The organism is Acidovorax sp. GW101-3H11, assembly GCF_001633105.1.
Classification (GTDB): domain Bacteria; phylum Pseudomonadota; class Gammaproteobacteria; order Burkholderiales; family Burkholderiaceae_C; genus Acidovorax.
The window spans coordinates 304,955-326,468 of the sequence record NZ_LUKZ01000001.1; the positions used below are offsets into that span (position 1 = coordinate 304,955).

A 21,514-nucleotide genomic window follows, 5' to 3' on the forward strand; every position below is an offset into this window, starting at 1 on the left:
CAAAGTCCCCCTTCGTCCCCTTTTTCCACGCAAAGCCCTCACAAGGCCGGAAACACACCCGCTGCAATCCATGGCGAAACTCAACGACATCCAACTGCTTCGCATCAACTACCTGCGGGGCCCGAATATCTGGACCTACCGGCCGGTCCTGGAAGTCTGGCTGGACCTGGGCGAGCTGGAGGACTACCCCTCCAACACCCTTCCCGGCTTCAATGACCGCCTCACCACGTGGCTGCCCGCGCTGATCGAACACCACTGCGGCGTGGGCGAGCGCGGCGGCTTCTTGCAGCGCCTGCAGGAAGGCACCTGGTGCGGCCATGTGCTGGAGCACATCGTCATTGAACTGCTCAACCTGGCGGGCATGCCCACCGGCTTTGGCCAGACGCGCTCTACCTCTCAGCGTGGCGTGTACCGCATGGTGTTCCGCGCCCGCGACGAAAGCGTGGCCCGCGTGGCGCTGGCCCAGGGCCATGCGCTCATCATGGCGGCCATCAACGACCAGCCTTTTGACGTGGCCGCCGCCGTGGCCCGCGTGCGCACCGAGGTGGACGACCAGTACCTTGGCCCCAGCACCGCCTGCATCGTCACCGCCGCCACCGACCGGGGCATCCCCCACATCCGCCTGAACGACGGCAACCTGGTGCAGCTAGGCTACGGAGCCAGCCAGCGCCGCATCTGGACGGCCGAGACCGAGTTCACCAGCGCCATCGCCGAAGGCATCGCCAGCGACAAGGATCTGACCAAGAGCCTTCTCCAATCCTGCGGCGTGCCCATTCCCGAAGGCCAGGTGGTCAACAGCCCCGCAGAAGCCTGGGAAGCCGCGCAGGACATCGGCCTGCCCGTGGTGATCAAACCCTCCGACGGCAACCACGGCCGGGGCGTGACGCTGGATTTGCGCAAGCAGGAAGACATTGAGGCCGCCTACCACGTGGCCTACCCCGAGGGCAGCGACGTGATGGTCGAGCGCTTCATCCCCGGCGACGAGCACCGCATCCTGGTGGTGGGCGGCAAGGTGGTGGCGGCTGCGCGCGGCGAGGTGGTCAGCATCACCGGCAATGGCCGCAACACCGTCAAGGAACTCATCGACAGCCAGCTCAACTCCGACCCGCGCCGGGGCTACGAAGAAGAGTACCCGCTCGAAATCATCGACCTGGCCACCGACACCAAGGTGCAGCTCGAACTCAAGCGCCAGGACCTGGCCGCCGACTCCGTCCCCGCTGCGGGCCGCCAGGTGGTGGTGCAGCGCAATGGCAACGTGGCCGTGGACTGCACGGACGATGTGCACCCCGAGGTGGCCTACATCGCCCAACTGGCCGCCAAGGTCGTGGGCCTGGACATCGCGGGCATCGACATGGTGGCGCGCGACATCGGGAAGCCCCTGCACACCCAGGGCGGCGCGATTGTCGAAGTGAATGCTGGCCCGGGCCTGCTGATGCACCTCAAGCCCGCCGTGGGCGCGCCCCGCCCCGTGGGCCAGGCGATTGCCGAGCATCTGTTCCCCTCCTCCGAAGGCGACGATGAGGGCCCCGTTGGCCGCATCCCCCTGGTGGGCGTGGCGGGCACCCGCAACACCGCCACCATCTCGCGCGTGGTGGCCTGGCTGCTGCACCTGAGCGGCCACCACACCGGCCTGGCCTGCCGCGACGGCCTGTTCCTGGACCGCCGCCGTGTGGAAGCCACCGACTGCGCCCATTGGGAAGCCGCCCACCGCCTGCTGATGAACAAGATGGTGCAGGCCGCCGTGATCGAAAGCGACGCCCGCACCATCCTGCGCGACGGCTTGGCCTACGACCGCTGCCAGGTGGGCGTGGTGACCGACATGGACGGCGTGGAAACGCTGGCCGAGTTTGACGTGCACGAGCAGGACCAGATGACCAAGGTGATGCGCACCCAGGTGGACGTGGTGCTGGCCGAAGGCGCTGCCGTGCTCAATGCCGCCATCGCCCAGGTGGCCGACCTGGCCCCGCTGTCCGACGGCGACGTGGTGCTGTATGCACAGGACGGCACGCTGCCCGCCATCGTGGACCACCGCGCCAAGGACAACGGCCGCGCCGTCTTCGTGAAAAACGGCCGCGTGGTGCTGGCCACCGGCAGTGCCGAGCATGTGCTGGGGGCCCTGTCGGACCTCACCTTCGGCCGCAACGCCGTGGTGCCCGACACCGAGGCCTTGCTGGCCGCCGTGGGTACCGCCTGGGCGCTGGACATTGCCCCCGACCTGATCGGCGCGGGCATCAAGACCTTCGAGCCCGAGCTGCCCGCCTGAAAGCTTGATAGCCCCACAGCCCCATTGACACAGCCACACACGCATTCGACTGGAACGCGGCCCGCGAGCCCCGACGACTACTGAAAGAAACCCCATGGATGTATCCCGCACCCGGGCCCTGCGTGGCCCCAACCTCTGGAGCCGCCACATGGCCATCGAAGCCGTGGTGGCCTGTTCGGAAACCGAGCGTGCCGTGGGCCAGATGGCCGGGTTTGAAGCCCGCCTGCGCGCCCTGTTCCCCGCCATTGGTGCGCTGCACCCCGAAACCGGTGGCGGCGATGTCTCGCTGGCCCATGTGCTGCAAACCGCTGCGCTTGCCCTGCAGGCCCAGGCAGGCTGCCCGGTGACCTTTGCGCGCACCACCGCCACCAGCGATGTGGGGGTGTACCAGGTGGTCGTCGAATACAGCGAAGAGGCTGTGGGCCGCAAGGCATTTGAATACGCGCAGCAGCTCATCGAAGCCGCGCTGGGCAATGGCAGCTTTGATGCCAACGCCGTGATCGCCGAGCTGCGCGAGCTGGACGAAGACGAGCGCCTGGGCCCCAGCACGGGCTCCATCGTCGAAGCCGCCGTGGCCCGGGGCATCCCCTACCGCCGCCTCACGCGCGGCAGCATGGTGCAGTTTGGCTGGGGCTCCAAGCAGCGCCGCATCCAGGCGGCCGAGGTCGATTCGACCAGCGCCGTGGCCGAATCCATCGGCCAGGACAAGGACCTGACCAAGCGCCTGCTGCACGCCGCCGGTGTGCCCGTGCCCCTGGGCAAGCCGGTCGAGAGCGTGGACGAAGCCTGGGAAGTCGCCCTCAAGGTCGGCCTGCCCGTGGTGGTCAAGCCGCAAGACGGCAACCAGGGCAAGGGCGTTACCGTCAACATCACCGATCGCGCCCAGCTCGAAGAGGCCTACAAGAACGCCGCCGACTACGGCACCGTGATGGTCGAGCGCTTCTTGCCCGGCCACGACTTCCGCCTGCTGGTGGTGGGCGACCAGCTGGTGGCCGCCGCGCGCCGCGAGCCGCCCCAGGTGCTGGGCGACGGCGAACACACCGTGCGCCAGCTGGTGGAGGTGGTCAACCAGGACCCCCGCCGTGGCGAAGGCCACGCCACCTCGCTCACCAAGATCCGCCTTGATGACATCGCCGTGGCCCGCCTGGCAATGCAAGGCCTCACGCCCGACTCGGTGCCCGAGAAAGGCCAGCGCGTCATCCTGCGCAACAACGCCAACCTGTCCACCGGCGGCACCGCCACCGACGTGACCGACGACGTGCACCCCGAAGTGGCCGCCCGCGCCGTGGCGGCTGCCCAGATGGTGGGCCTGCACATCTGCGGCGTGGACATGGTGGCCGAGACCGTGCTGCGCCCGCTCGAAGAACAAGGCGGCGGCTTTGTCGAAGTGAACGCCGCCCCCGGCCTGCGCATGCACCTGGCACCCAGCTACGGCAAACCCCGCAACGTGGGCCAGGCCATGGTGGACAAGCTGTACGCCCACGGCGACGACGGCCGCATCCCCACCGTGGCCGTGACCGGCACCAACGGCAAGACCACCACGGCGCGCCTGATTGCGCACCTGTTCACGGCCCAGGGCCTGCGCGTGGGCATGACCAACACCGACGGCGTATACGTGAACGGCCGCCAGATCGACAGCGGCGACTGCAGCGGCCCCAAGAGCGCCCGCAACGTGCTGCTCCACCCCGAGGTGGACGCTGCCGTGTTCGAGACCGCACGCGGCGGCATCCTGCGCGAAGGCCTGGGTTTTGACCGCTGCCAAGTGGCCGTGGTCACCAACATCGGCGCGGGCGACCACCTGGGCCTGAACTACATCACCACGGTGGAAGACCTGGCCGTGCTCAAGCGCGTGATCGTGCAGAACGTGGCCCCCACGGGCTACGCCGTGCTCAACGCGGCCGACCCCATCGTGGCCGCCATGGCCTCGGCCTGCCCGGGCAAGGTGATCTACTTCGCCAGCGACCGCCACCACCCCGTGATGGTCACGCACCGCGCCCAGGGCCACCGCACCGTGTACGTGGATGGCGACTCCATCGTGGCCTCCGAAGGCTCGTGGCGCGAGACCATCCACCTGCGCGACGTGCCCATCACGCGCAACGGCAAGATCGGCTTCCAGGTCGAGAACGTCATGGCCTCTGTGGCCGCAGCATGGGGCGTGGGCATGCCCTGGCAGACCATCCGCCGAGGCCTGTCGGGCTTTGTGAACGACAGCGACAACGCGCCCGGCCGCTTCAACATCATGGACTATCGCGGTGCCACCGTGATCGCCGACTATGGCCACAACCCCGACGCCATGCGCGCCCTGGTGCAGGCCGTGGACGCACTGCCGGGCAAGCGCCGCAGCGTGGTCATCAGCGGCGCTGGCGACCGGCGCGACGAAGACATCCGCGAGCAAACCGTGATCCTGGGCGCCGCGTTTGACGACGTGATCCTGTACCAGGATGCCGCCCAGCGCGGCCGTGCCGATGGCGAAGTGATGGCCCTGCTGCGTGAAGGACTGGCCGGTGCGCCCCGCACCACGCATGTGGAAGAAATCCGTGGCGAGTTCATCGCCATCGACACCGCGCTGGCCCGCCTGCAACCGGGCGACCTGTGCCTGGTGCTGGTGGACCAGGTCGAAGAAGCCCTGGCCCACCTGGCCCAGCGCTGCACCGAAGGCGAGGCCACCGCGTGAAGACTGCACACACGCTGGCAGCCACCACCGCCACTGTCGTTATGACGCTTGCCGCCCTCACCGGCGGCGCAGCGCAGGCGGCATCGGGCGAAAAGATCGGCACGGTGGACACCGCCTTCCAGTGGATCGGCCGCGACCACGACATCATCGTCGAGGCCTACGACGACCCTGCCGTGCAGGGCGTGACCTGCTACGTCTCGCGCGCCCGCGTGGGTGGCATTAAGGGCACGCTGGGCCTGGCCGAAGACCGTGCCGAGGCATCGATCGCCTGCCGCCAGGTCGGCCCCATCCACGTTCCTGCGCCACTCAAGCAGCAGGAAGAAGTGTTCAGCGAACGCATGTCCATCCTGTTCAAACGCCTGCGCATCGTGCGCATGGTGGACGCGCAGCGCAACACGCTGGTCTACCTCACCTACTCCGAAAAGCTCATCGACGGCTCGCCGCAAAACAGCGTGACCGCCGTGCCGGTGGACCGCGCCACGGCCATCCCGCTGCGCAAGTAAGGCAACGCGGGGCGGAGGCAAGACTCGCCATCAAACAAGGGGCCATTGGCCCCTTTTTATGAGAAAAAACAGCCCCCACCGTGCGTCCATCATGCCTTATAAGCTATTAAATATATAGCATCAACCCTGCGCCGCAATCTGCCGCAGCGCCTGTTCAAACACCTCCACCGGTTGCCCGCCCTGGATCAGGTGGCGCTCGTTGATGATGATCGCGGGCACCGAGTGGATGCCGTTTTGCAGATAGAACTGCTCGCGCTCGCGCACCTCGTCGGCGTAGCGGCCGGAGGCCAGCAGCGCACGCGCTTCGGCCACATCCAGCCCCACCTCGCCCGCCACACGCACCAGCACCTCGTGGTTGCTCGGGTCCTGCCCGTCGGTGAAATACGCCTTGAACAGCGCCTTCTTCAGCGCAGGCTGCACGCCCTTTTCTTCGGCCCAGTGCAGCAGCCGGTGCGCGTCGAAGGTGTTGTAGATGCGGCTGCGCTTGTCCATGCTGAAGGTGAACCCCAGCGCCGCCCCGCGCGCCGCGATGGCCTCGCGGTTCTTCTGGCTCTGCTCGGGCGTGGCGCCGTACTTTTCTTGCAGGTGCTCGCCGATGTCCTGGCCCTCGGGCGCCATCTGCGGGTTCAACTCGAACGGCTGGAAGTGCAGGTCCAGCGCAACGTCGCCCTGCAGCCGATCCGCCGCCTGCTCCAGCGCGTTGAGGCCGATGATGCACCAGGGGCAGGAGACATCGGAGACGAAATCGATTTTGAGGGTGGTTGTCATGGGAGGGGGTCCTAGGAGCGACAAGACTGAATGGTATGCGCGGCAGATTAACCGTGAGCTCTGGCTTGAACGACGAATTACCAATTCCGAATCCTAGAACAAGGATATAAGTTGATCATGTCAGAGTCACTCAATCACGCATTTCTCCCTTTCACTGCCACTGGCACAGGGAGAACGAGGATGAACCTCGCTTTGCATCACCTTCTTGCAGCATGTCGCTTCGCCGCGAGGACCTATGAACTTGAGCAAGAAAACTCAGGGCAACCATTCGGTGGATTCTGGGAAGAGATTCTCCACAACTCACTAGCCGTAGCGACCTTAACCGTCGCTTCACTCGAGAGTTACGCCAACGAGATGTACTTCGAGGGATCGATCCTCGGAGATTCTCTAAGCCCTGCGGCAGCTGCAGAAATTTCCACGCTCATCGACCGAGAATCAGTGCTGAAGAAGTACTCGCTAGCACTCGCCATTAGGGCTGAAAAGAGACTCGACTTCGGCTCATCTGCGGTGCAAAACGCAGACGCACTTATCAAGCTGCGCAACTCCGTTGTTCACTTTCGGCCCGAGTGGTTCGGCGAACAACAATCGCACGAGAAGCTTTCTAGACGGCTACAGCACAGATTCCAGCCTTCACCGTTCCTGCCGAATGAGCTGCTCTTTCCACGCAGCTGGGCGTCTGCAAGTTTCGCGTATTGGGCAGTTCAGTCCTCCGTGGCATTCATCAAAAACTTCTATGCCGAGATAGGCCTACCCTGTCCGCTCGACCAATTTGACGAGAAAATTGCGCTGCTCCTGAATCCAGCCTGATGCCATCGACGATAGATTCATAGAACGGGGAAAAGCATTACTGTTACTCCATCTCCCTTAACTCCGTCTTCAACACCTTCCCATAGGCATTCTTCGGCAACCCCTCCACCCACCGGTATTCTTTGGGCCGCTTGAACCGCGCAATGTGCTCCAGGCACAGGGCATCCAGCGCCGCATCCTCCACCGCGCCACCCTCACCTGCCACCAGGTAGGCCACCACCACCTCGCCCCATTCCGCATCGCGCTGGCCCACCACGGCGACCTCGCGCACCCGAGGGTGGAGCAGCAGCACCTCTTCCACCTCGCGCGGGTAGATGTTGCTGCCGCCGGAGATGATCACGTCCTTGGAACGGTCCTTGAGCGTGAGGAAACCATCGGCATCCAGCGCGCCCATGTCGCTGGTGTAGAGCCAGCCATCGCGCAGCGTCTGCGCCGTGGCCTCAGGGTTGTTCCAGTAGCCGGGCATCACGGTGTCGCCGCGCACCACCACCTCGCCGGTTTCGCCCGGGGGCAGGGGCTGGCCTTGGGCATCGACCACACGCACTTCCACCAGCGACTGCGCCACGCCGACGGACACCATGCGCTCGGCCCAGCGCGGGTGGTCGCGGTCGGCCAGCTGGGCGCGCTGCAGGGCGGTGATGGTCATGGGGCTTTCGCCCTGGCCGTAGATTTGTACAAAGCGGTTGCCCATCACGGCCAGGGCGTTGCGCAGGTCGTCGGCGTACATGGGGCCGCCGCCGTAGACGATGGTCTTGAAGCCGCTCACATCGGCGCCCGTGGCGCGCACATGGTCCACCAGGCGGTGGACCATGGTGGGTGCAGCAAACAGCGTGAGCTGGCCCACGCTGGCCGCGAGCTGTACCAGCTCGGCAGGCTCGAACCCGCCCGACAGCGGCACCACATGCCGCCCGCCGCGCAGCACCTGGGCGTAGTTGTAGAGGCCCGCGCCGTGCGACATGGGTGCGGCGTAGACCATGGCGTCGCCGGGCAGGATGTCGTCCACATCGGTGAAGTAGCAGGCCGTCATGGCTAGCAGGTTGCGGTGGGTCTGCATCACACCCTTGGGGCGGCCGGTGGTGCCCGAGGTGTAGAACAGCGATGCGAGGTCGTCCGGCGCGCGGTCGCACACGGGCAGGGGGGCGTGCGACACGGCGGCCTGGTAGGCCTCTGAGCCCAGCACCAGCGTGTGGGCGGGGTCGGCACCGGCCTCTTGCGCAGCGGCCGACAAAGCGTCGGACACCAGCACCATGCGCGCGCCGGAGTCGGTCAGCACATAGGCCAGCTCCTTGGCATGCAGCTTGTAGTTGACGGGCACGGAGACGGCGCCCGCCCACAGGATGGCGTGCAGGGCCTCCAGGTATTCCGGCGCATTGGCGGCGTAGATGGCCACGCGGTCGCCGGGCAACACGCCATGGCGCTCGCGCAGGCAGGCGGCCAGCGCGGCGGTGCGGGCGCCCAGCGCCTGGTAGGTGAACAGCAGCTGGTCGCCCTGCAGCACGGCGGGCTGGGCGGGGTAGAGCTGTGCGCTGCGGCGCAGCAGGTGGGCGATGTTCATGGTGTGCCCCGCGCCGGGGCACGGTGGCCCGCCCCACTTCCTGTCACTGCCTGCCGCATGCCGTGTCTCCTTCTTGGAACAAGGCAACCACTGTATGCAAACCTGGCGGCTGCGCACAGTCGATCAACTACGCAAGGAGAAACCCGCATCGGCTGCGCCCCCCGGCGCGGGCGCGATACAGCGGGTTACCAGATTCCGGCAATTCCCCACACGCTGTGGCGTTGAAAGCCTGCGGCCTAGACTGCATCTGACCGGAACATCCGCCCCGCAGCACACAACGGCCGTTGCGCCGCCTGCAGAACCGCTTCTTCCCACTCTTCCCACCGCCCTCCGGGCCCGCACCGCATGAACACCGAACAGCAAAAATCCATCCTCACCATTGCCCTGCTGGCCGCTTTTGCAGACGGCACCAAGGACGACGCCGAGCGCGAAGAAATCCGCCGCATTGCCCAGTCGCTCGCGGGCGACAGCGGCATGGCCGACCTGCCGCGCATCTACCAGGATGTGCTGCTCAAGCGCACCAGCGTGCAGGCCGCCGCCGCTGCGCTGAGCGACCCGGCCCACCGCCAGCTGGCTTACGAGATGGCCGTGTGCGTGTGTGATGTGGATGGGCGGCAGACGCCGGCCGAGGCGCAGTTTCTGGCCACGCTGAAGGCCGCGCTGCAGCTGGGCGCGCAGCAGACGGCGGCGTTTGAGCAGGATGCCGATGCGCTGGTGGATGTGGTGGAGAAGTCCGCCCCCTCGGCCACGCCTTGGGGGGCGGCGGGCATGGCAGGCGCAGGGGCCTATGCCGCCGCTGCAGCACCAGCCCCTGCAGCGGCCCCGACCGCCGCCACGCCCCCCGGCCCGGCCGATGCCGAGCTGGACAAATCCATCCTCAACTACGCACTGCTCAACGGCGCGCTGGAGCTGCTGCCGCAGTCCTGGGCGTCGATGGCCATCATCCCGCTGCAGGTGAAGATGGTGTACGGCATTGGCAAGGCGCACGGGGTGGAGCTGGACCAGGGCCACATCAAGGAGTTCATCGCCGCAGCGGGCGTGGGCATGACATCGCAGTACCTGGAGCAGTTTGGCCGCAAGCTGCTGGGCGGCCTGCTGGGCAAGGTGGCGGGCCGGACGGTCGGTGGGCTGGGCGGCGCCGCAACGGGCATGGCGTTTTCGTTTGCCACCACCTATGCACTGGGCCAGGTGGCCAAGCGCTACTACGCCGGGGGCCGCGTGATGAGCTCGGCCATGCTGCGCGATACCTTCCAGAACCTGCTGGGGCCCGCCAAACAGATGCAGTCGCAGTACCTGCCGCAGATCCAGCAGAAGGCCGCCACGCTGGACGCGGCCAAGGTCATGGCCATGGTGCGGGGCGGCTGAACGGGGCTGTGCGCGTGGCTTAAATGCTATATTTTTTATAGCAAACAATCGATACTGGATGCGCGGAAACGGCCTATTTTTTCAACATTCCAACGCTGAAACGGGATAGAAACCCCGGTCACTCGCCCACCGCACCTGCCTGGCGGCGGGCACGGTCGGCGTGTGGTGGCGGGCGCCCTGTGCGGCGGGGCCGCAACAGCGGGGCGCCTTGCGCCCAACCCCGGTGGCGCGCGCGGCGGCGCGTGACAGAATCGGCCCATGCTCGACCACACGGACCCTGTCGCCTCCATCATTCCGGCCATGTCGCTCGACTCCCCGTCCGACAACGCCATGACCGCGCTGTCCCGGCTGGCGCTGGGGCCCGTCAACACCGACTACTACCTGGCCGTCTTCGAGCGCTTTGACAGCACCGGCCGCACGACCACCACCTGGAACTGGGCCGCCTGCCTGGCCACGCTGAACTGGATGGTGTTCCGCCAGCTCTGGGGCGCTGCACTGGTGTATGTGGCAGCGGCCGAGGGGCTGGCGCTGATCGTGTTTGGCATTGGCCGGTCATTTCTGAACTGGCCGCCGGGCGTGGAGCTGGGCGTGCTGGGCGCGTTTGCGGTGCTGGCCTTTGCGGTGCCAGGGCTGTATGGCAATGCCATTCTGTATGCCGACATCCGCAAGCGCATCGCCCGCGCGCTGGCCGCATCGCGCACCGTGCCAGAGGCCTGTGCGCTGCTGGAGAAGCAGGCCAGCTCGCGCAAGCGCCTGCAGATGGTGGTGCTGGCCAACGTGGCGCTGGGCGTGGCCGCATTGATCGCCTACCTGGTCTGGTCGCCTTCAGACACCAAGCCCCTGGCGCTGGAGCCCGCCGTGACCGTGGCGCAGGCCACCGCAGCGGCCACCACACCAGCGGCATCGGCCCCGGCCCCGGCCCGCCCGCAGGCTGCGGGCCAGGTTGCATCCACGGCCGCCCCCATGCCCGAAGCGGCCCCCGAACCAGCCCCTGTGGCAGAGTCGCGGCCCGATCCCGCACCCGCACCCGCACCCGCATCAACCCCGCCCCCAGCACCGGCAGCAGCCAAGGCATCTGCAGCCCCCAGGGCCCCGGCTTCCACAGCGCCGCCCGCCAGGGTGACACCGCCACCGGACGAGCCCGCCCCGTCAGCACGGCCTGCTTCGGCCCCTGCCAGCAAGGCAGCCGCGTCGGCTCCCGCACCAGCCAAGACGGCCACACCCGCAGCATCCGCCCGCGCATCGGCCACCCCCAGCCCCGCTGCTTCGGCCGCCAGCACACCCGCCCCCCGGCGCGAGGCCGCCGCCAGCCGCGCCAGCGCCGCCACCAAACCCAAGGCACCGGCATCAGCCACAGCAGCGGCCGACAAACCGCTGCCCACCGTGGGCGCGGCGGCGGGCTACTACATCAACGTGGGCCTGTTTGCCGAAGAAGCCAATGCGCGCAAGACCCAGGCGCGGCTGCTGAACGAGGGCCTGCCCGCCTTCCGCCAGGAGCTGGACAGCGCCAAGGGGCGGCGCATCCGTGTGCGTGTGGGCCCCTACGACAGCCGCGCGCAGGCCGATGCGGCAGCAGAAAGCATCCGCGCCATGGCCCTGGACGCCGTGGTGTTCAAGCAGCCTTAACCGGCGCGCCGCCCGAGGGGTGCGGCGGGCGTGTTGCCCACTGCAGCACCTGCGCCACCACCCAGGCCGGGTCGTCCAGCGGCAGGTCGTGGCCCGCAAAGGGGTGCATCACCAGCGGCAGGTTCCAGGCAGCGGCCAGCGCTTGTGAACACCTGCTTGCCACCAGCTGGTCATGGCGGCTGGCCAGCAGCAGCAAAGGGGGCTGCGGGGCGGTGGCCGGGGCCCGGTAGCGCGCGGCAGCCAGCAGCTGGCGCAGCGCATTGCGGCCCGACACCGGCCGCTGCCTGCGCACGGCGGCCCAGTGCGCCAGCACCGGGGCGCGTGCTGCGGCCAGGTTGCTGGTCATCGCCAGCACCTGCTGCTCCACCGCTTCGGCCGGTCGGGGCCACAGCACCAGGCGCAGCAGGGCGCCGTAGTTCTGCGGCCGCAGCCGGTGGTAGAACGGGCTGAACGGGCGCAGGCTGGTGTTGACCAGCACGCCGCTGGCGACCTCCTGTGGCGCCCCCTGCGCCCATTCCACAGCCACCATGGCGCCCAGCGACATGGCCAGCAGGTGGTAAGGCGGCACCAGCCCGCGTGCCGCCAGGTCGGCGCGGCAGGCCTGTACCATGCCCTGCACCGTGGTGGGCGATGGCCTGTGGTGCCAGCAGCCGTTGCCGGGCAGGTCCACCGCCAGCACGGCATCGCCGGGCAGCGCCTGCTGCAGGTCGGCCACCAGCCCGCCCCAGTGGGCGGTTTCGCGGGTCAGGCCGCGCAGCAGGATCCATTGGCGCATAGTGCAGCGCTCCGTTTCAGTACCAGGCCGCGAGCGCATCGGCCCGGCGCTGCGCGCGCTGATCGGGCGCGGGCGTCCAGCGTGCATGGCTGCAGGCCGCGCGCGCCAGAAAGTCGAGCAGCGACAGGTGCCGCCGCAGCACGCGCTGCTGGCGGTGGTTGATGAGCGGGTTGAAGATGCCGTTGCGCGAAAACAGCTGGCGGGGGTTCTTCTTGATCCACAGCCACGAGCCCATCTCCAGCGTGAGCGGCAGGAAGGTGTGCGTGGGCCGGGTCTGGCAAGCTTGCAGGTACAGGTGGTCCCACAGGTCGCCATGCGCCAGGTACTGCGTGCTTTGCGGTTCGATGATGTAGGGGTGGTGGCTGTGGGCCTGCAAAAAGATCTCTTGCAGCGCATGCAGCTCGGCCAGGTGCGCAATGGGTTTGCGTGTGTGCGCAAACGGAAACCACAGCCGGTCCTTCACGCCAAAGCCCGAGTGGCAGTCGAGCGCCATGCTGAAGGGCCGCGCCAGCAGCTGGGCCGTGGCCACCTCGCACAGTGCCTGGCTCTCGGCCTCCATGGGGTCGCCCAGGCGCCCCCGGTACCAGGGCAGGCCCGCGCTGACCCGCTGCCCGCCCACCCACAGCGGCACCCGGTCCACGGCGTCCACCGGGGCGTTGCGCATCAGGTCCACCCCGCGCGGGTTGGCCCGCGTGGCCGACCACATGCCGCCCGGGTTGACGATGGGCATGAAGACCAGGCGCACCTGCTCCAGCTGCCGGTGCAAGGTGGTGTCCCACTGCAGGCGCATCACCACGTTCTGCAGGTAGGCGATGACCACCTCGGCCCCGATGCGCTCCAGCCCGTGCACACCACCAAAAAAGCCCACCGCAGGCACATCCGGCGCCGGGTTGCCCACGCCAATGGCGTAGACCGGAAACCGCTCGCCCGAGGCCACCTGCACCTGCCGCACCACCTGCACATCGAGGTGGGGCGCGCCCTGCTCCAGGATTTTTTCCAGCGCCAGAAGCTCGGGCAGCATGTTGCAGAGGGGCTTTTTAGAAGGGATGGCAAGGGTTCACCGCCGGAGGATAGCGCCCGCCAGCGCGCCCAGGTGAGCAAAAAAGAACGCAGCGGGGCCGCTGTTGGGTTCATGCGAACCGACGCAAAACCGTCACACAACGGCGGTACCTTGCCCTGCAGATCGCCACGATCTCTCTTCAACCTCCTTACGAAAGAGGCGCACCATGCTCTGGAAATTGCTCGGATTGCAGCGGCTGCTGGATCAGCTGTTCGATGAAGGGGGCTGGCTGAGCTTTGACCTGCCCCGCACCCACGAGTGGGCCTGCGACGGAGCCTATGACGATGCGCCGACCGCTGCGCAGGACTGAGGCCTACCGCTGGGCTGTAGGCCGGGGCATGCTGGTGTGCGCCCTGGCCTGGGGGCTGGTGGAGCTGCTGGCGCTGCAGCGCTCGCGCTTTCAGCAGTGGCGCCAGCGGCAGCAGGCCGCCATCCACCACCACTGAGCAGGCCGCGCCCAACGCCAGGCAGAACGCCTGGCAAGGCGCTCAGTCTGGCGACACCGAAGCGGCCACGGCCCGGTTGCGCCCGGCATTCTTGGCCTGGTACATCGCCGCATCGGCAGCGGACAGCAGGGCATCCAGCCCCCAGCCCCCGTGGGCCGAGTCCGCAATCCCCAGGCTCACCGTCACGCGCACCTCGGGGTCGGCCACGCCCATCACATGCGCTGCGGCCACCTTCTCACGCAGGCGATTGGCAAACTGCAGGCCCTGCTCCCGGTTGCAGTGGCTGAGCAGCAGCACAAACTCCTCGCCCCCAAAACGCGCTGCCAGGTCGCCCTCGCGCAGTTCGGTGCGCACCACATCGGCCACCGCCAGCAGCGCCTTGTCGCCCGCCGCGTGGCCCAGGCTGTCGTTGAGCTGCTTGAACCAGTCCACATCCAGCACCAGCACAGCCATGTCAACGCCATAGCGCGTGGCCTGCGCCAGGGCGGTGCGCGCCTGGGTGATGAAGGCCCGGCGGTTGGGCAGGCCGGTGAGGTAATCGGTTTCGGACTGCTCCCGGAGCTGTTCGATGAGCAGGTCGCGCTCGCGCTCCAGGTCCTGGCGCCGGCGGGTCTGGCCCTGCAGCGCGCGCACCGCACCGATGACGGCCGACATTTCATCCTCGGCCAGGGGGACGGGCAAAGGCGCCTGCAGGTCGTTGTTGGCCAGCGCCTTCAGGGCCCGCGTGGTCTTGGCCAGGGGCTGCAGCACGCGGTGCTGGATCACATACAGCGCACCCCCCAGCACCAGCAGCAGCGCCCCCGAGCCCGCCAGCGCCCAGACCAGCACCCGCAGCGCGCGCTGGTGCTCCTGCTGCGCGCGGTCGCGGGCCTGGGCCAGCAGCGCATCGCGCAGCGCCAGGATGGGGTTCATCTCGGGCACATACAGGGCCGCAAACTCGGCGGCCGACAGGCCGTAGTGGCCGTCCCCGTCGCCCTGCACCAGCACCTGGCCCAGCAGCGCCTGCGCCACGCCAAAGTACCGCGCCTCCACCGTGCTCCACGCCTGCGACACCGAGGGGGCCTCATCCGGCAGCTGCAGCCGCAGCTCCACCAGCGTGCGCAACTGCGCAATGCGCCCCCGCGTCTCGTCAATGGCACGGCGCTCGGCCGCAGAAAACGGCTGCGCCTTGACCAAGGCCGCCGTGAAGTGGGAGCCCAGCAGACCGGCGTATTCCCGCAGCGCTGCGGCCAGGCGCGCGCCCTGCACATCGTCGCCCAGCGCGGGATAGGCATGCTGGGCGGCACTGGCCAGTGGATTGGTCACCGGCGACAGCAGGGGCACCACGGCCACCATGCCCTGCACAGCGTCGCGGATGGCCTCGGCCGAGCGCTGCGCTTGCGGCAGCGCCAGCACCTGGTCCACATCTGCGCGGGCCTGCACCAGCGCACTGCGCGCGGTCTGCAGGCTCTGCACCAAGTGGATGCCGTCGGCGGTGGAACGGGGTGCGGCCGCCACGGCCTGCCGCAGGGCATCAAACGCCTGGTCGGTGCGCGCCCGCGCCTCCTGCAGCGCCTGGGCGCGCGGCTGCGCCATGGGCAAGGCATCGCCCAGCGCACCGTTGGTGGGCCCACGTTCGCGCGACACCATCTCGACCGCCACCAGCCCGCGTTGCAGCTGCTCCAGCAAGCGCAGGCTTTCCGACGCCTTGTGCACCGATTGCCATTCGGTAGTGGCCAGGCGCCCCACCAGCACCATCGTGGCCACCAGAACCAGGGCCCCTAGCAGGTGGAGCATTCGACTGAGTTGCATGAACAAACAAGCGCTTTGCGGGCACCACACCAAAAAAGGAAAGCTGCACCAGGCAGCGCAAGAAAGGCCGCCCCTGCGCGCTGCGGCCTGCCGGGATTGTATGAAGGCCGGTCTGGCAGGCGTTTCCCAGGCGGCCGGGGGCTGCTGTGGCCCCGCCCACCAGGCCCGCCGAGGCATCCGTTGGTGTGCGCTCAACGCACCGGGGCACGGCCCCCAAAACTGCCGCTGCGGCCCGCACCGCGCCCCTTGGCACGGAGCCACGCAGAAGCCTCAAACACTGGCAGGACATGCCCTCTATCGGTCTGGGCGTTCTCGCACCTAAAATCACGCAGGCTCTCGGCAAATTGAAGAGGGCCGATCGCAATCCAAACCAACGAAGAAACAATCATGGCAACTGCAAAAAAAGCTCCAGCACCCGCAAAGAAGGCCGCCGTCAAGGTCGCAGCACCCGCAGCCAAAAAGGCTGCTCCCGCCAAGAAGGCTGCAGCACCCGCTGCCAAGCACGCAGCAGCGGCCCCCGCAGCGCTCAAGCCCATCAAGACGGCTTTCAACAAGACCACGCTGGTGGCCCACCTGGCCGAGCAATCGGGCGTGGAACCCAAGGCCGCCAAGGCCGTGCTGGCCGCACTCGAAGCCGCCATCCTGGGCTCGGTGCACAAGAAGGGCTCCGGCGAATTCACGCTGCCCGGCGTGCTGAAGATCGGCCTGCAGCAAGTCGCTGCCAAGAAGAAGCGCTTTGGCAAGGACCCCTTCACCGGTGAAGAGCGCTGGTTCCCCGCCAAGCCCGCATCGGTCAAGATCAAGACCCGCGCGCTGAAGAAGCTCAAGGACGCAACGGCCTGATCAGGCCTTTGGTTCTTGCAGGCCAAAACCGGCCTGCGTGCATGGGCCCCGCCCCATGCACGCCCCCCSCCCCCTCGCCCCTCTCCCCGGACAGTCAGCCGGTGATCACACCCGCAGCAGCGGGTTCGGCGTAGAGCGCAGCCACCGCTGCTGCGCGGCGTGACAACACAGCCCCCTGGTTGATATAGCCCTTGTCGGTGATCTCCCCCGCGTCGGCATCGGGCGGCTCCCGCATCACCAGCGCCCGTGTGGGGCATTGCGAAGACCCCGCGCCCGCACTGCGCCGCGCACGCATCAGCGCGCGCAAAGCCGCTTCCAGCCTGCCCGTATCGGCCACACCCGCTGCCGATGGAAACACCAGCATTCCCACCTCGTCGCGGTTGTGGCCCGTGAGAACGATGTCCTGCACCAGGGGCGCGAGCTGCGACACCAGCTCCACCCGCAACGTGCCCACCGACACCCAGCTGCCGCTGGACAGCTTGAAATCCTCGGCCACGCGCCCGTTGAACACCACGCCCCGCTCGGGCCGCTCGGCGTCGGCCAAATAGCCCGCATCGCCAATGCGGTAGAAGCCCTCGCTGTCGAAGGCGGCAGCGGTTTCGCTGGGCGCGTTGCGGTAGCCTGCAAACACCGAAACACCTTTGACCCGCATCTCCAGCTTGCCGCCGTTGGGCACCAGCTTGAGTTCCAGCCCCGGCAGCGGCGCGCCAATGCAGCCTGCGCCCTCCAGGCGCCAGTGGGCGGTGGTGACGGCGGGTGCGGTCTCGGTGGAACCCCACGAGGTGGTCAGCCACAGGGGCCTTGCGGGGCGCACCCGGTGGGCCAGCGCCTCCAGCCGCTGCCAGGTGGAGGGCGCCAATGCCGCCGCTGCATAAAAGGCCAGGCGCACACGCGCCAGCACCTGCGCGGCCAGGGCCTCGTCGGCCTCCAGAAACGGCAGCAGCATGTCGAAACCCCGGGGCACGTTGAACAGCATGGTGGGCTGCACGTCGCGCAGGTTGCGCACGGTTTTGTCGATGAGCCCGGGCATCGGCCGCCCTTCGTCGATGTAGAGCGTGCCGCCGTGGCACAGCACCATGTTCAGGTTGTGGTTGCCGCCGAAGGTGTGGCTCCAGGGCAGCCAATCGACCAGCACCGGCTTTTCGTGGGCCATAAAACGCCAGGTCTGGGCCATCATCTGCTGGTTGGCACACAACATGCGGTGTGTGTTGATGACCACCTTGGGCCGCCCGGTGGAGCCAGAGGTGAGCAGGTACTTAGCATGGCCATCGGCGTCCAGCGCTTCAAATGCCTGGCGCACGGCGGAGGTTTCCTGCCCGCGCTGCAGCTGCTCAAACGCCAGCGCGCCTGCGCAGCGGTCGGCGTGGCGGCTGAACACCTTCACCACCTCACCGCCATATCCGGCCAGCGCTGGCGCGTAGACCTGCGCATCGGAGGCATAGACCAGGCTGGGCTCCAGCACCGCCAGCATGCTGTGCAGGCGGCTGGGGTCCTGCGAGCGCGCATAGGCACTGGACATGGAGCAGGGTGTGATGCCCACATGCATGGCCGCCAGCATGAGCACCGCATGGTCTACCGCGTTGTCGGACAGGATGGCAATGGGGCGGCCGGCAGGCAGCTTCAGGTCCAGCAGCGACTGGGCCACCGCACCCACGTCGCGGCGCAGTTGTGCGTAGCTCAGGCCGCGCCAATCTTCACCACTCGCATCGCGCTCGGCCAGGGCCAGCGTGTCGGGCGTTTCCTTCGCCCAGCGCTCCAGCCATTCGCCCACGCAGCGGGCATAGGGGCGCAGGGCCTCGGGAGAGCGCAGCGTGAACGAGCCATCGTCCAGGGACCGGCGCAGCGTGCGCGGCGGCGCGATCTGGTCTTCGTCGTCAAGGAATACAGGGTGCATGGTGTTGTCTCGCAGGATTTTTTCTGTGTGCAGGGCGCATCAGGCATCAGTCCAGCGCGCCCGACGATTGCTTGGCGCGCAGCAGCTCGATCAGCAGCGCGTCGCGCGCGCGGGCCAAATCAGCGGCTTGCCGCGTGCCCAACGCCTGCGCCACGCCATCGACCACCTGGTGCTGCAGGGCTGCATCCATGGACGGGGCGCCCAGGTCGCGCCACCAGTCCTCGATGGGCCCGCCCAGGTGGGCCAGCAGGTGCGCAATACCGCCCTCGCCGCCCGACAGATGCAGGTTCATGAACGGCCCCATCAGCGCCCACCGCAGGCCAGGGCCCTGGGCGATGGCGGTGTCGATGTCGCTGACGGTGGCCACGCCTTCGTTCACGAGGTGAAATGCTTCGCGCCAAAGCGCGGCCTGCAGGCGGTTGGCAATGTGCCCCTTGATCTCGCGCCGCACATGGATGGGGCGCTTGCCAATGTGGGCATAGAACGCCATCGCCTGCGCCACGGCCTCGGGCGCCGTGCGCTGGCCGCCGCCCACCTCCACCAGCGGAATCATGTGCGGCGGATTGAACGGGTGGCCCAGCACCACCCGCTCGGGCCGCGCGCAGGCCTGCTGGATGTCGCTGATGGCCAGGCCCGAGGTGCTGGACGCCAAGATCGCGTGGGCGGGCGCGGCCACATCCATGCGGCCAAACAGCTCCACCTTGGCGTCCAGCCGCTCAGGCCCGTTCTCCTGCACGAAGTCGGCCTGCGCCAGCGCGTCTTCCAGCCGGTCATGCCAGCGCAGGCGATCCAGGTGGGACCCGTCCGCCAGCCCCTGGCGCGACAAAGCCTCCCAGTGCGCAGCCACGGCTGTGCACAGGCGCTCCTGCGCGCCCGGCGACGGGTCCCAGGCATCCACGTCCAGGCCCCGCGCCAAGAAGTACGCGGCCCAGCTCGCGCCGATGACGCCGGTGGCCACCACGGCCACGCGCTTCATGGTCTGATCCATGCGATGGGTTCCTTGTGCAATCAAGACTCCGCCGTGAAGCCGATCTTTTTGACGAGTGGGCCCCAGCGCTCGAACTCGGCCTGCTGGGATGCCTGCATCTCGCCAGGCGTCGAGCCCTTGGCGATCAGCCCCACCACGGCCAGGCTGTCGATGACGGCCTTTTCCTTAATGGCGGCATTGATGGCCGCGTTGGCGGCCGCTACCACGGCTGTGGGCGTGCGGGCCGGGGCGTAGAAACCAAACCATTCCTCGGTCGTGAGTTCTGGAAAGCCCTGTTCGGCAAACGTGGCTACCTCGGGCGAGAACGGGGAGCGTGCCTGGCCCGAAGTCGCAATCAGCCGCAGTTTGCCGGCCTTGTGGTTGGGGATGAAGTCGCCACTGGGCGTGACCATGGAGACGATCTGCCCGCCCACCACATCCGTGACGCCAGGGATCGATCCCCGGTAAGGCACATGCTTGAGATCCACCCCGTTGTTCAGCCCCAGCAGGGCGCCAATGAAGTGCGGCGTGGAGCCTGCTGCGGGCGAACCATAGTTGGCCAACACCGGGTTGGCCTTGGCCCAGGCCAGGAAGTCCTTCACCGTCTTGACCGATGCAGGCACCAGCGGCCCTACGGCCAGCCCATGGTGCATCACCGCAGCAATCGACACCGGCACAAAGTCCTTCACAGGGTCGTAGCTCAGCTTGCTGTAGATGTGGGGGTAGATCGAGGTGCACGAGAACGGCGAGAGCGTGAGCACGGTGCCGTCCGCAGGGGCACCCTTGAGCGACTCCAGCGCAATGCGCCCACCCGCGCCGGGCTTGTTCTCCACCACGGCAGGGTTGCGCGTGTAGGGCGAGCCCGCCAGCTTCTCGCCCACCCGGCGCGCCACGCTGTCGCCCGCGCTGCCTGCCGGAAAGCCGTAGAGGACCTTGATCTGCTCCAGCGTCTGGGCCTGCGCGGCCAGGGGCGACAGGGCGGTGAGCGCAGCGGCGCTGCCGAGTTGGTTCATGAAGTGGCGGCGTGTGTACATCATCCTGTGTCTCCTGCGGGTGGTTTGTTGTGGCGATGAAAAAAAAGGGGGGTGTGGCTCAGTGGTGCGCCAATGCGGATCTCGCGGCCGACAGGCCACACCCTAAGCCAAGGGTAGTGGTGTCAAAGACTTTGCGTTGGGTCATCACGGTGTGTGGCGGAAAATGCTAGGGGCTGTTGAGAATCAAATTCAACAGATCAGGGCTATGGTGCAATAAGCGGATGAGCATTCGATGGGTACTGACAGACGCGCAATGGGCCAAGATGGAACCCCACTGCCTTGGCAAGCCAAGTGACCCGGGGCGCAGCGGCGCCANCTAGGGGCTGTTGAGAATCAAATTCAACAGATCAGGGCTATGGTGCAATAAGCGGATGAGCATTCGATGGGTACTGACAGACGCGCAATGGGCCAAGATGGAACCCCACTGCCTTGGCAAGCCAAGTGACCCGGGGCGCAGCGGCGCCAACAACCGCCGGTTCGTTGAGGCGGTGCTGTGGATTGCCCGCACAGGCAGCCCCTGGCGAGACCTGCCGCAAGAGTTCGGCAAATGGAATACGGTGTTCAAGCGCTTTCGGGACTGGGTCAAGGCTGATGTGTTTCAAGCCCTGTTCGATGCGGTGAGCGAGCAGCCGGACATGGAATATGCGATGGCGGATGCCACGATTGTGAAAGTACACCGGCACGGCCAAGGCGCAAAAGGGGGACTTCGGGCCAGGCCATCGGTCACTCGCGGGGAGGCTTGACCACGAAGATATTGGCTTTGACGGATGCGTTGGGCAATCTGGTGAAGTTCATCCTGATGCCAGGGCAGCGCCATGACATTTCAGGAGTGAAAGAGCTGATCGCCGATGTTCGCTTTGATGCCTTGCTGGCCGACAAGGCCTTCGATGCCAACTGGCTGATTGAGGAGTTGAACAGGCGCGGCGCACAGGTGGTGATCTCACAGATGCCGCGTCGGCGATCACCTTTGGAGATCGACCTGGAAGTTTACAAGTGGCGTCACTTGATAGAGAACTTCTTCGGCAAGCTCAAAGAGTTCAAGCGCATCGCAATGCGCAGCGACAAGACGGACACCAGCTTCTCGGCCGTGATCTATCTTGCGGCTGCTGTCATCAACTCCCGTTGATTCTCAACAGACCCTAG

At 67.3% G+C, this 21,514-nt stretch carries 17 protein-coding genes and 1 pseudogene; 10 read left to right on the forward strand and 8 right to left on the reverse strand.

The features are described from left to right. Positions 1-70 precede the first annotated feature (70 nt). The 3 genes from cphA (A1D30_RS01325) (at position 71) to A1D30_RS01335 (ending at position 5,440) form a co-directional block, all read left to right on the forward strand. Complete coding sequence (gene cphA, locus A1D30_RS01325; RefSeq protein WP_063459007.1) at positions 71-2,263, forward strand: cyanophycin synthetase; 2,193 nt, start codon at positions 71-73, stop codon at positions 2,261-2,263. Positions 2,264-2,357: 94 nt separating this feature from the next. Beyond that, positions 2,358-4,937: a cyanophycin synthetase gene (gene cphA, locus A1D30_RS01330; protein WP_063459008.1), complete on the forward strand. Its 2,580-nt coding sequence runs from the start codon at positions 2,358-2,360 to the stop codon at positions 4,935-4,937. Between the two features lie 41 nt (positions 4,938-4,978). Further along, positions 4,979-5,440: a CreA family protein gene (locus tag A1D30_RS01335; protein ID WP_063459009.1), complete on the forward strand. Its 462-nt coding sequence runs from the start codon at positions 4,979-4,981 to the stop codon at positions 5,438-5,440. 120 nt (positions 5,441-5,560) lie between these two features. On the opposite strand, the gene A1D30_RS01340 is transcribed toward A1D30_RS01335, so the two are convergent. Beyond that, positions 5,561-6,208, reverse strand: a complete 648-nt coding sequence (locus A1D30_RS01340) for a DsbA family oxidoreductase (RefSeq protein WP_063459010.1) — start codon at positions 6,206-6,208, stop codon at positions 5,561-5,563. A gap of 180 nt (positions 6,209-6,388) precedes the next feature. Here A1D30_RS01340 and A1D30_RS01345 point away from each other — a divergent pair, with 180 nt between their 5' ends. After that, positions 6,389-7,015 (forward strand): hypothetical protein, encoded by a 627-nt coding sequence (locus A1D30_RS01345; protein ID WP_063459011.1) that lies wholly within the window; start codon positions 6,389-6,391, stop codon positions 7,013-7,015. Between the two features lie 43 nt (positions 7,016-7,058). Here the strand turns inward: A1D30_RS01345 and A1D30_RS01350 are convergent, their stop codons facing one another. Then, positions 7,059-8,570 (reverse strand): AMP-binding protein, encoded by a 1,512-nt coding sequence (locus A1D30_RS01350; RefSeq protein WP_063459012.1) that lies wholly within the window; start codon positions 8,568-8,570, stop codon positions 7,059-7,061. A 258-nt stretch (positions 8,571-8,828) separates the two neighbouring features. On the opposite strand from A1D30_RS01350, the gene A1D30_RS01355 reads away from it, so the two are divergent. Both A1D30_RS01355 and A1D30_RS01360 read left to right on the forward strand, forming a co-directional pair. Further along, the gene (locus tag A1D30_RS01355) at positions 8,829-9,935 is read left to right on the forward strand and encodes a DUF533 domain-containing protein (RefSeq protein WP_277922010.1); all 1,107 of its coding nucleotides are present in this window, start codon (positions 8,829-8,831) and stop codon (positions 9,933-9,935) included. Positions 9,936-10,193: 258 nt separating this feature from the next. Beyond that, positions 10,194-11,561 carry an SPOR domain-containing protein gene (locus tag A1D30_RS01360; protein ID WP_063459014.1) on the forward strand — a complete coding sequence of 456 codons (1,368 nt, stop codon included), beginning with the start codon at positions 10,194-10,196 and terminating at the stop codon, positions 11,559-11,561. On the opposite strand, the gene A1D30_RS01365 is transcribed toward A1D30_RS01360, so the two are convergent. Beyond that, complete coding sequence (locus A1D30_RS01365; RefSeq protein ID WP_063459015.1) at positions 11,548-12,336, reverse strand: alpha/beta hydrolase; 789 nt, start codon at positions 12,334-12,336, stop codon at positions 11,548-11,550. The genes A1D30_RS01360 and A1D30_RS01365 overlap by 14 nt on opposite strands. A gap of 16 nt (positions 12,337-12,352) precedes the next feature. Further along, entirely contained in the window at positions 12,353-13,357 is a 1,005-nt protein-coding gene (locus tag A1D30_RS01370; protein ID WP_063459016.1) for a M14 family zinc carboxypeptidase, read from the reverse strand. Positions 13,358-13,562: 205 nt separating this feature from the next. On the opposite strand from A1D30_RS01370, the gene A1D30_RS25950 reads away from it, so the two are divergent. Together A1D30_RS25950 and A1D30_RS25955 are read left to right on the forward strand one after the other, a co-directional pair. Then, a complete protein-coding gene (locus A1D30_RS25950; RefSeq protein ID WP_199865906.1) occupies positions 13,563-13,706 on the forward strand; it encodes a hypothetical protein in 144 nt (47 codons plus the stop codon). After that, a complete protein-coding gene (locus A1D30_RS25955) occupies positions 13,675-13,842 on the forward strand; it encodes a hypothetical protein (RefSeq protein ID WP_199865907.1) in 168 nt (55 codons plus the stop codon). The genes A1D30_RS25950 and A1D30_RS25955 overlap by 32 nt, the downstream gene beginning before the upstream one ends. Positions 13,843-13,884: 42 nt before the next feature. Here A1D30_RS25955 and A1D30_RS01375 read toward each other — a convergent pair whose 3' ends face one another. After that, entirely contained in the window at positions 13,885-15,618 is a 1,734-nt protein-coding gene (locus tag A1D30_RS01375; protein ID WP_082836252.1) for a diguanylate cyclase, read from the reverse strand. 402 nt (positions 15,619-16,020) lie between these two features. Here A1D30_RS01375 and A1D30_RS01380 point away from each other — a divergent pair, with 402 nt between their 5' ends. Next, positions 16,021-16,476 carry an HU family DNA-binding protein gene (locus tag A1D30_RS01380; protein WP_063459018.1) on the forward strand — a complete coding sequence of 152 codons (456 nt, stop codon included), beginning with the start codon at positions 16,021-16,023 and terminating at the stop codon, positions 16,474-16,476. A 94-nt stretch (positions 16,477-16,570) separates the two neighbouring features. Here A1D30_RS01380 and A1D30_RS01385 read toward each other — a convergent pair whose 3' ends face one another. Genes A1D30_RS01385 through A1D30_RS01395 form a run of 3 tightly spaced genes read right to left on the reverse strand, consistent with a single transcriptional unit; the run spans position 16,571 to position 20,371 of the window. Then, positions 16,571-18,370, reverse strand: a complete 1,800-nt coding sequence (locus tag A1D30_RS01385) for a feruloyl-CoA synthase (protein ID WP_063459019.1) — start codon at positions 18,368-18,370, stop codon at positions 16,571-16,573. A 46-nt stretch (positions 18,371-18,416) separates the two neighbouring features. After that, a complete protein-coding gene (locus A1D30_RS01390; RefSeq protein ID WP_063459020.1) occupies positions 18,417-19,358 on the reverse strand; it encodes a 3-hydroxyacyl-CoA dehydrogenase NAD-binding domain-containing protein in 942 nt (313 codons plus the stop codon). A gap of 20 nt (positions 19,359-19,378) precedes the next feature. Continuing rightward, entirely contained in the window at positions 19,379-20,371 is a 993-nt protein-coding gene (locus tag A1D30_RS01395; RefSeq protein ID WP_063459172.1) for a Bug family tripartite tricarboxylate transporter substrate binding protein, read from the reverse strand. Positions 20,372-20,784: 413 nt separating this feature from the next. On the opposite strand from A1D30_RS01395, the pseudogene A1D30_RS24500 reads away from it, so the two are divergent. Then, positions 20,785-21,497 (forward strand): annotated as a pseudogene (locus A1D30_RS24500) (IS5 family transposase). Positions 21,498-21,514: the final 17 nt, after the last annotated feature.

Bases quoted from the DNA above. Each gene is read 5' to 3' on its own strand.
- cphA (WP_063459007.1), top strand. From the start codon at position 71: ATGGCGAAACTCAACGACATCCAACTGCTTCGCATCAACTACCTGCGG.
- cphA (WP_063459008.1), top strand. From the start codon at position 2,358: ATGGATGTATCCCGCACCCGGGCCCTGCGTGGCCCCAACCTCTGGAGC.
- A1D30_RS01335 (WP_063459009.1), top strand. From the start codon at position 4,979: ATGACGCTTGCCGCCCTCACCGGCGGCGCAGCGCAGGCGGCATCGGGC.
- A1D30_RS01340 (WP_063459010.1), bottom strand. From the start codon at position 6,208: ATGACAACCACCCTCAAAATCGATTTCGTCTCCGATGTCTCCTGCCCC.
- A1D30_RS01345 (WP_063459011.1), top strand. From the start codon at position 6,389: ATGAACCTCGCTTTGCATCACCTTCTTGCAGCATGTCGCTTCGCCGCG.
- A1D30_RS01350 (WP_063459012.1), bottom strand. From the start codon at position 8,570: ATGAACATCGCCCACCTGCTGCGCCGCAGCGCACAGCTCTACCCCGCC.
- A1D30_RS01360 (WP_063459014.1), top strand. From the start codon at position 10,194: ATGCTCGACCACACGGACCCTGTCGCCTCCATCATTCCGGCCATGTCG.
- A1D30_RS01365 (WP_063459015.1), bottom strand. From the start codon at position 12,336: ATGCGCCAATGGATCCTGCTGCGCGGCCTGACCCGCGAAACCGCCCAC.
- A1D30_RS01370 (WP_063459016.1), bottom strand. From the start codon at position 13,357: ATGCTGCCCGAGCTTCTGGCGCTGGAAAAAATCCTGGAGCAGGGCGCG.
- A1D30_RS25950 (WP_199865906.1), top strand. From the start codon at position 13,563: ATGCTCTGGAAATTGCTCGGATTGCAGCGGCTGCTGGATCAGCTGTTC.
- A1D30_RS25955 (WP_199865907.1), top strand. From the start codon at position 13,675: ATGACGATGCGCCGACCGCTGCGCAGGACTGAGGCCTACCGCTGGGCT.
- A1D30_RS01375 (WP_082836252.1), bottom strand. From the start codon at position 15,618: ATGCTCCACCTGCTAGGGGCCCTGGTTCTGGTGGCCACGATGGTGCTG.
- A1D30_RS01380 (WP_063459018.1), top strand. From the start codon at position 16,021: ATGGCAACTGCAAAAAAAGCTCCAGCACCCGCAAAGAAGGCCGCCGTC.
- A1D30_RS01385 (WP_063459019.1), bottom strand. From the start codon at position 18,370: ATGCACCCTGTATTCCTTGACGACGAAGACCAGATCGCGCCGCCGCGC.
- A1D30_RS01390 (WP_063459020.1), bottom strand. From the start codon at position 19,358: ATGGATCAGACCATGAAGCGCGTGGCCGTGGTGGCCACCGGCGTCATC.
- A1D30_RS01395 (WP_063459172.1), bottom strand. From the start codon at position 20,371: ATGTACACACGCCGCCACTTCATGAACCAACTCGGCAGCGCCGCTGCG.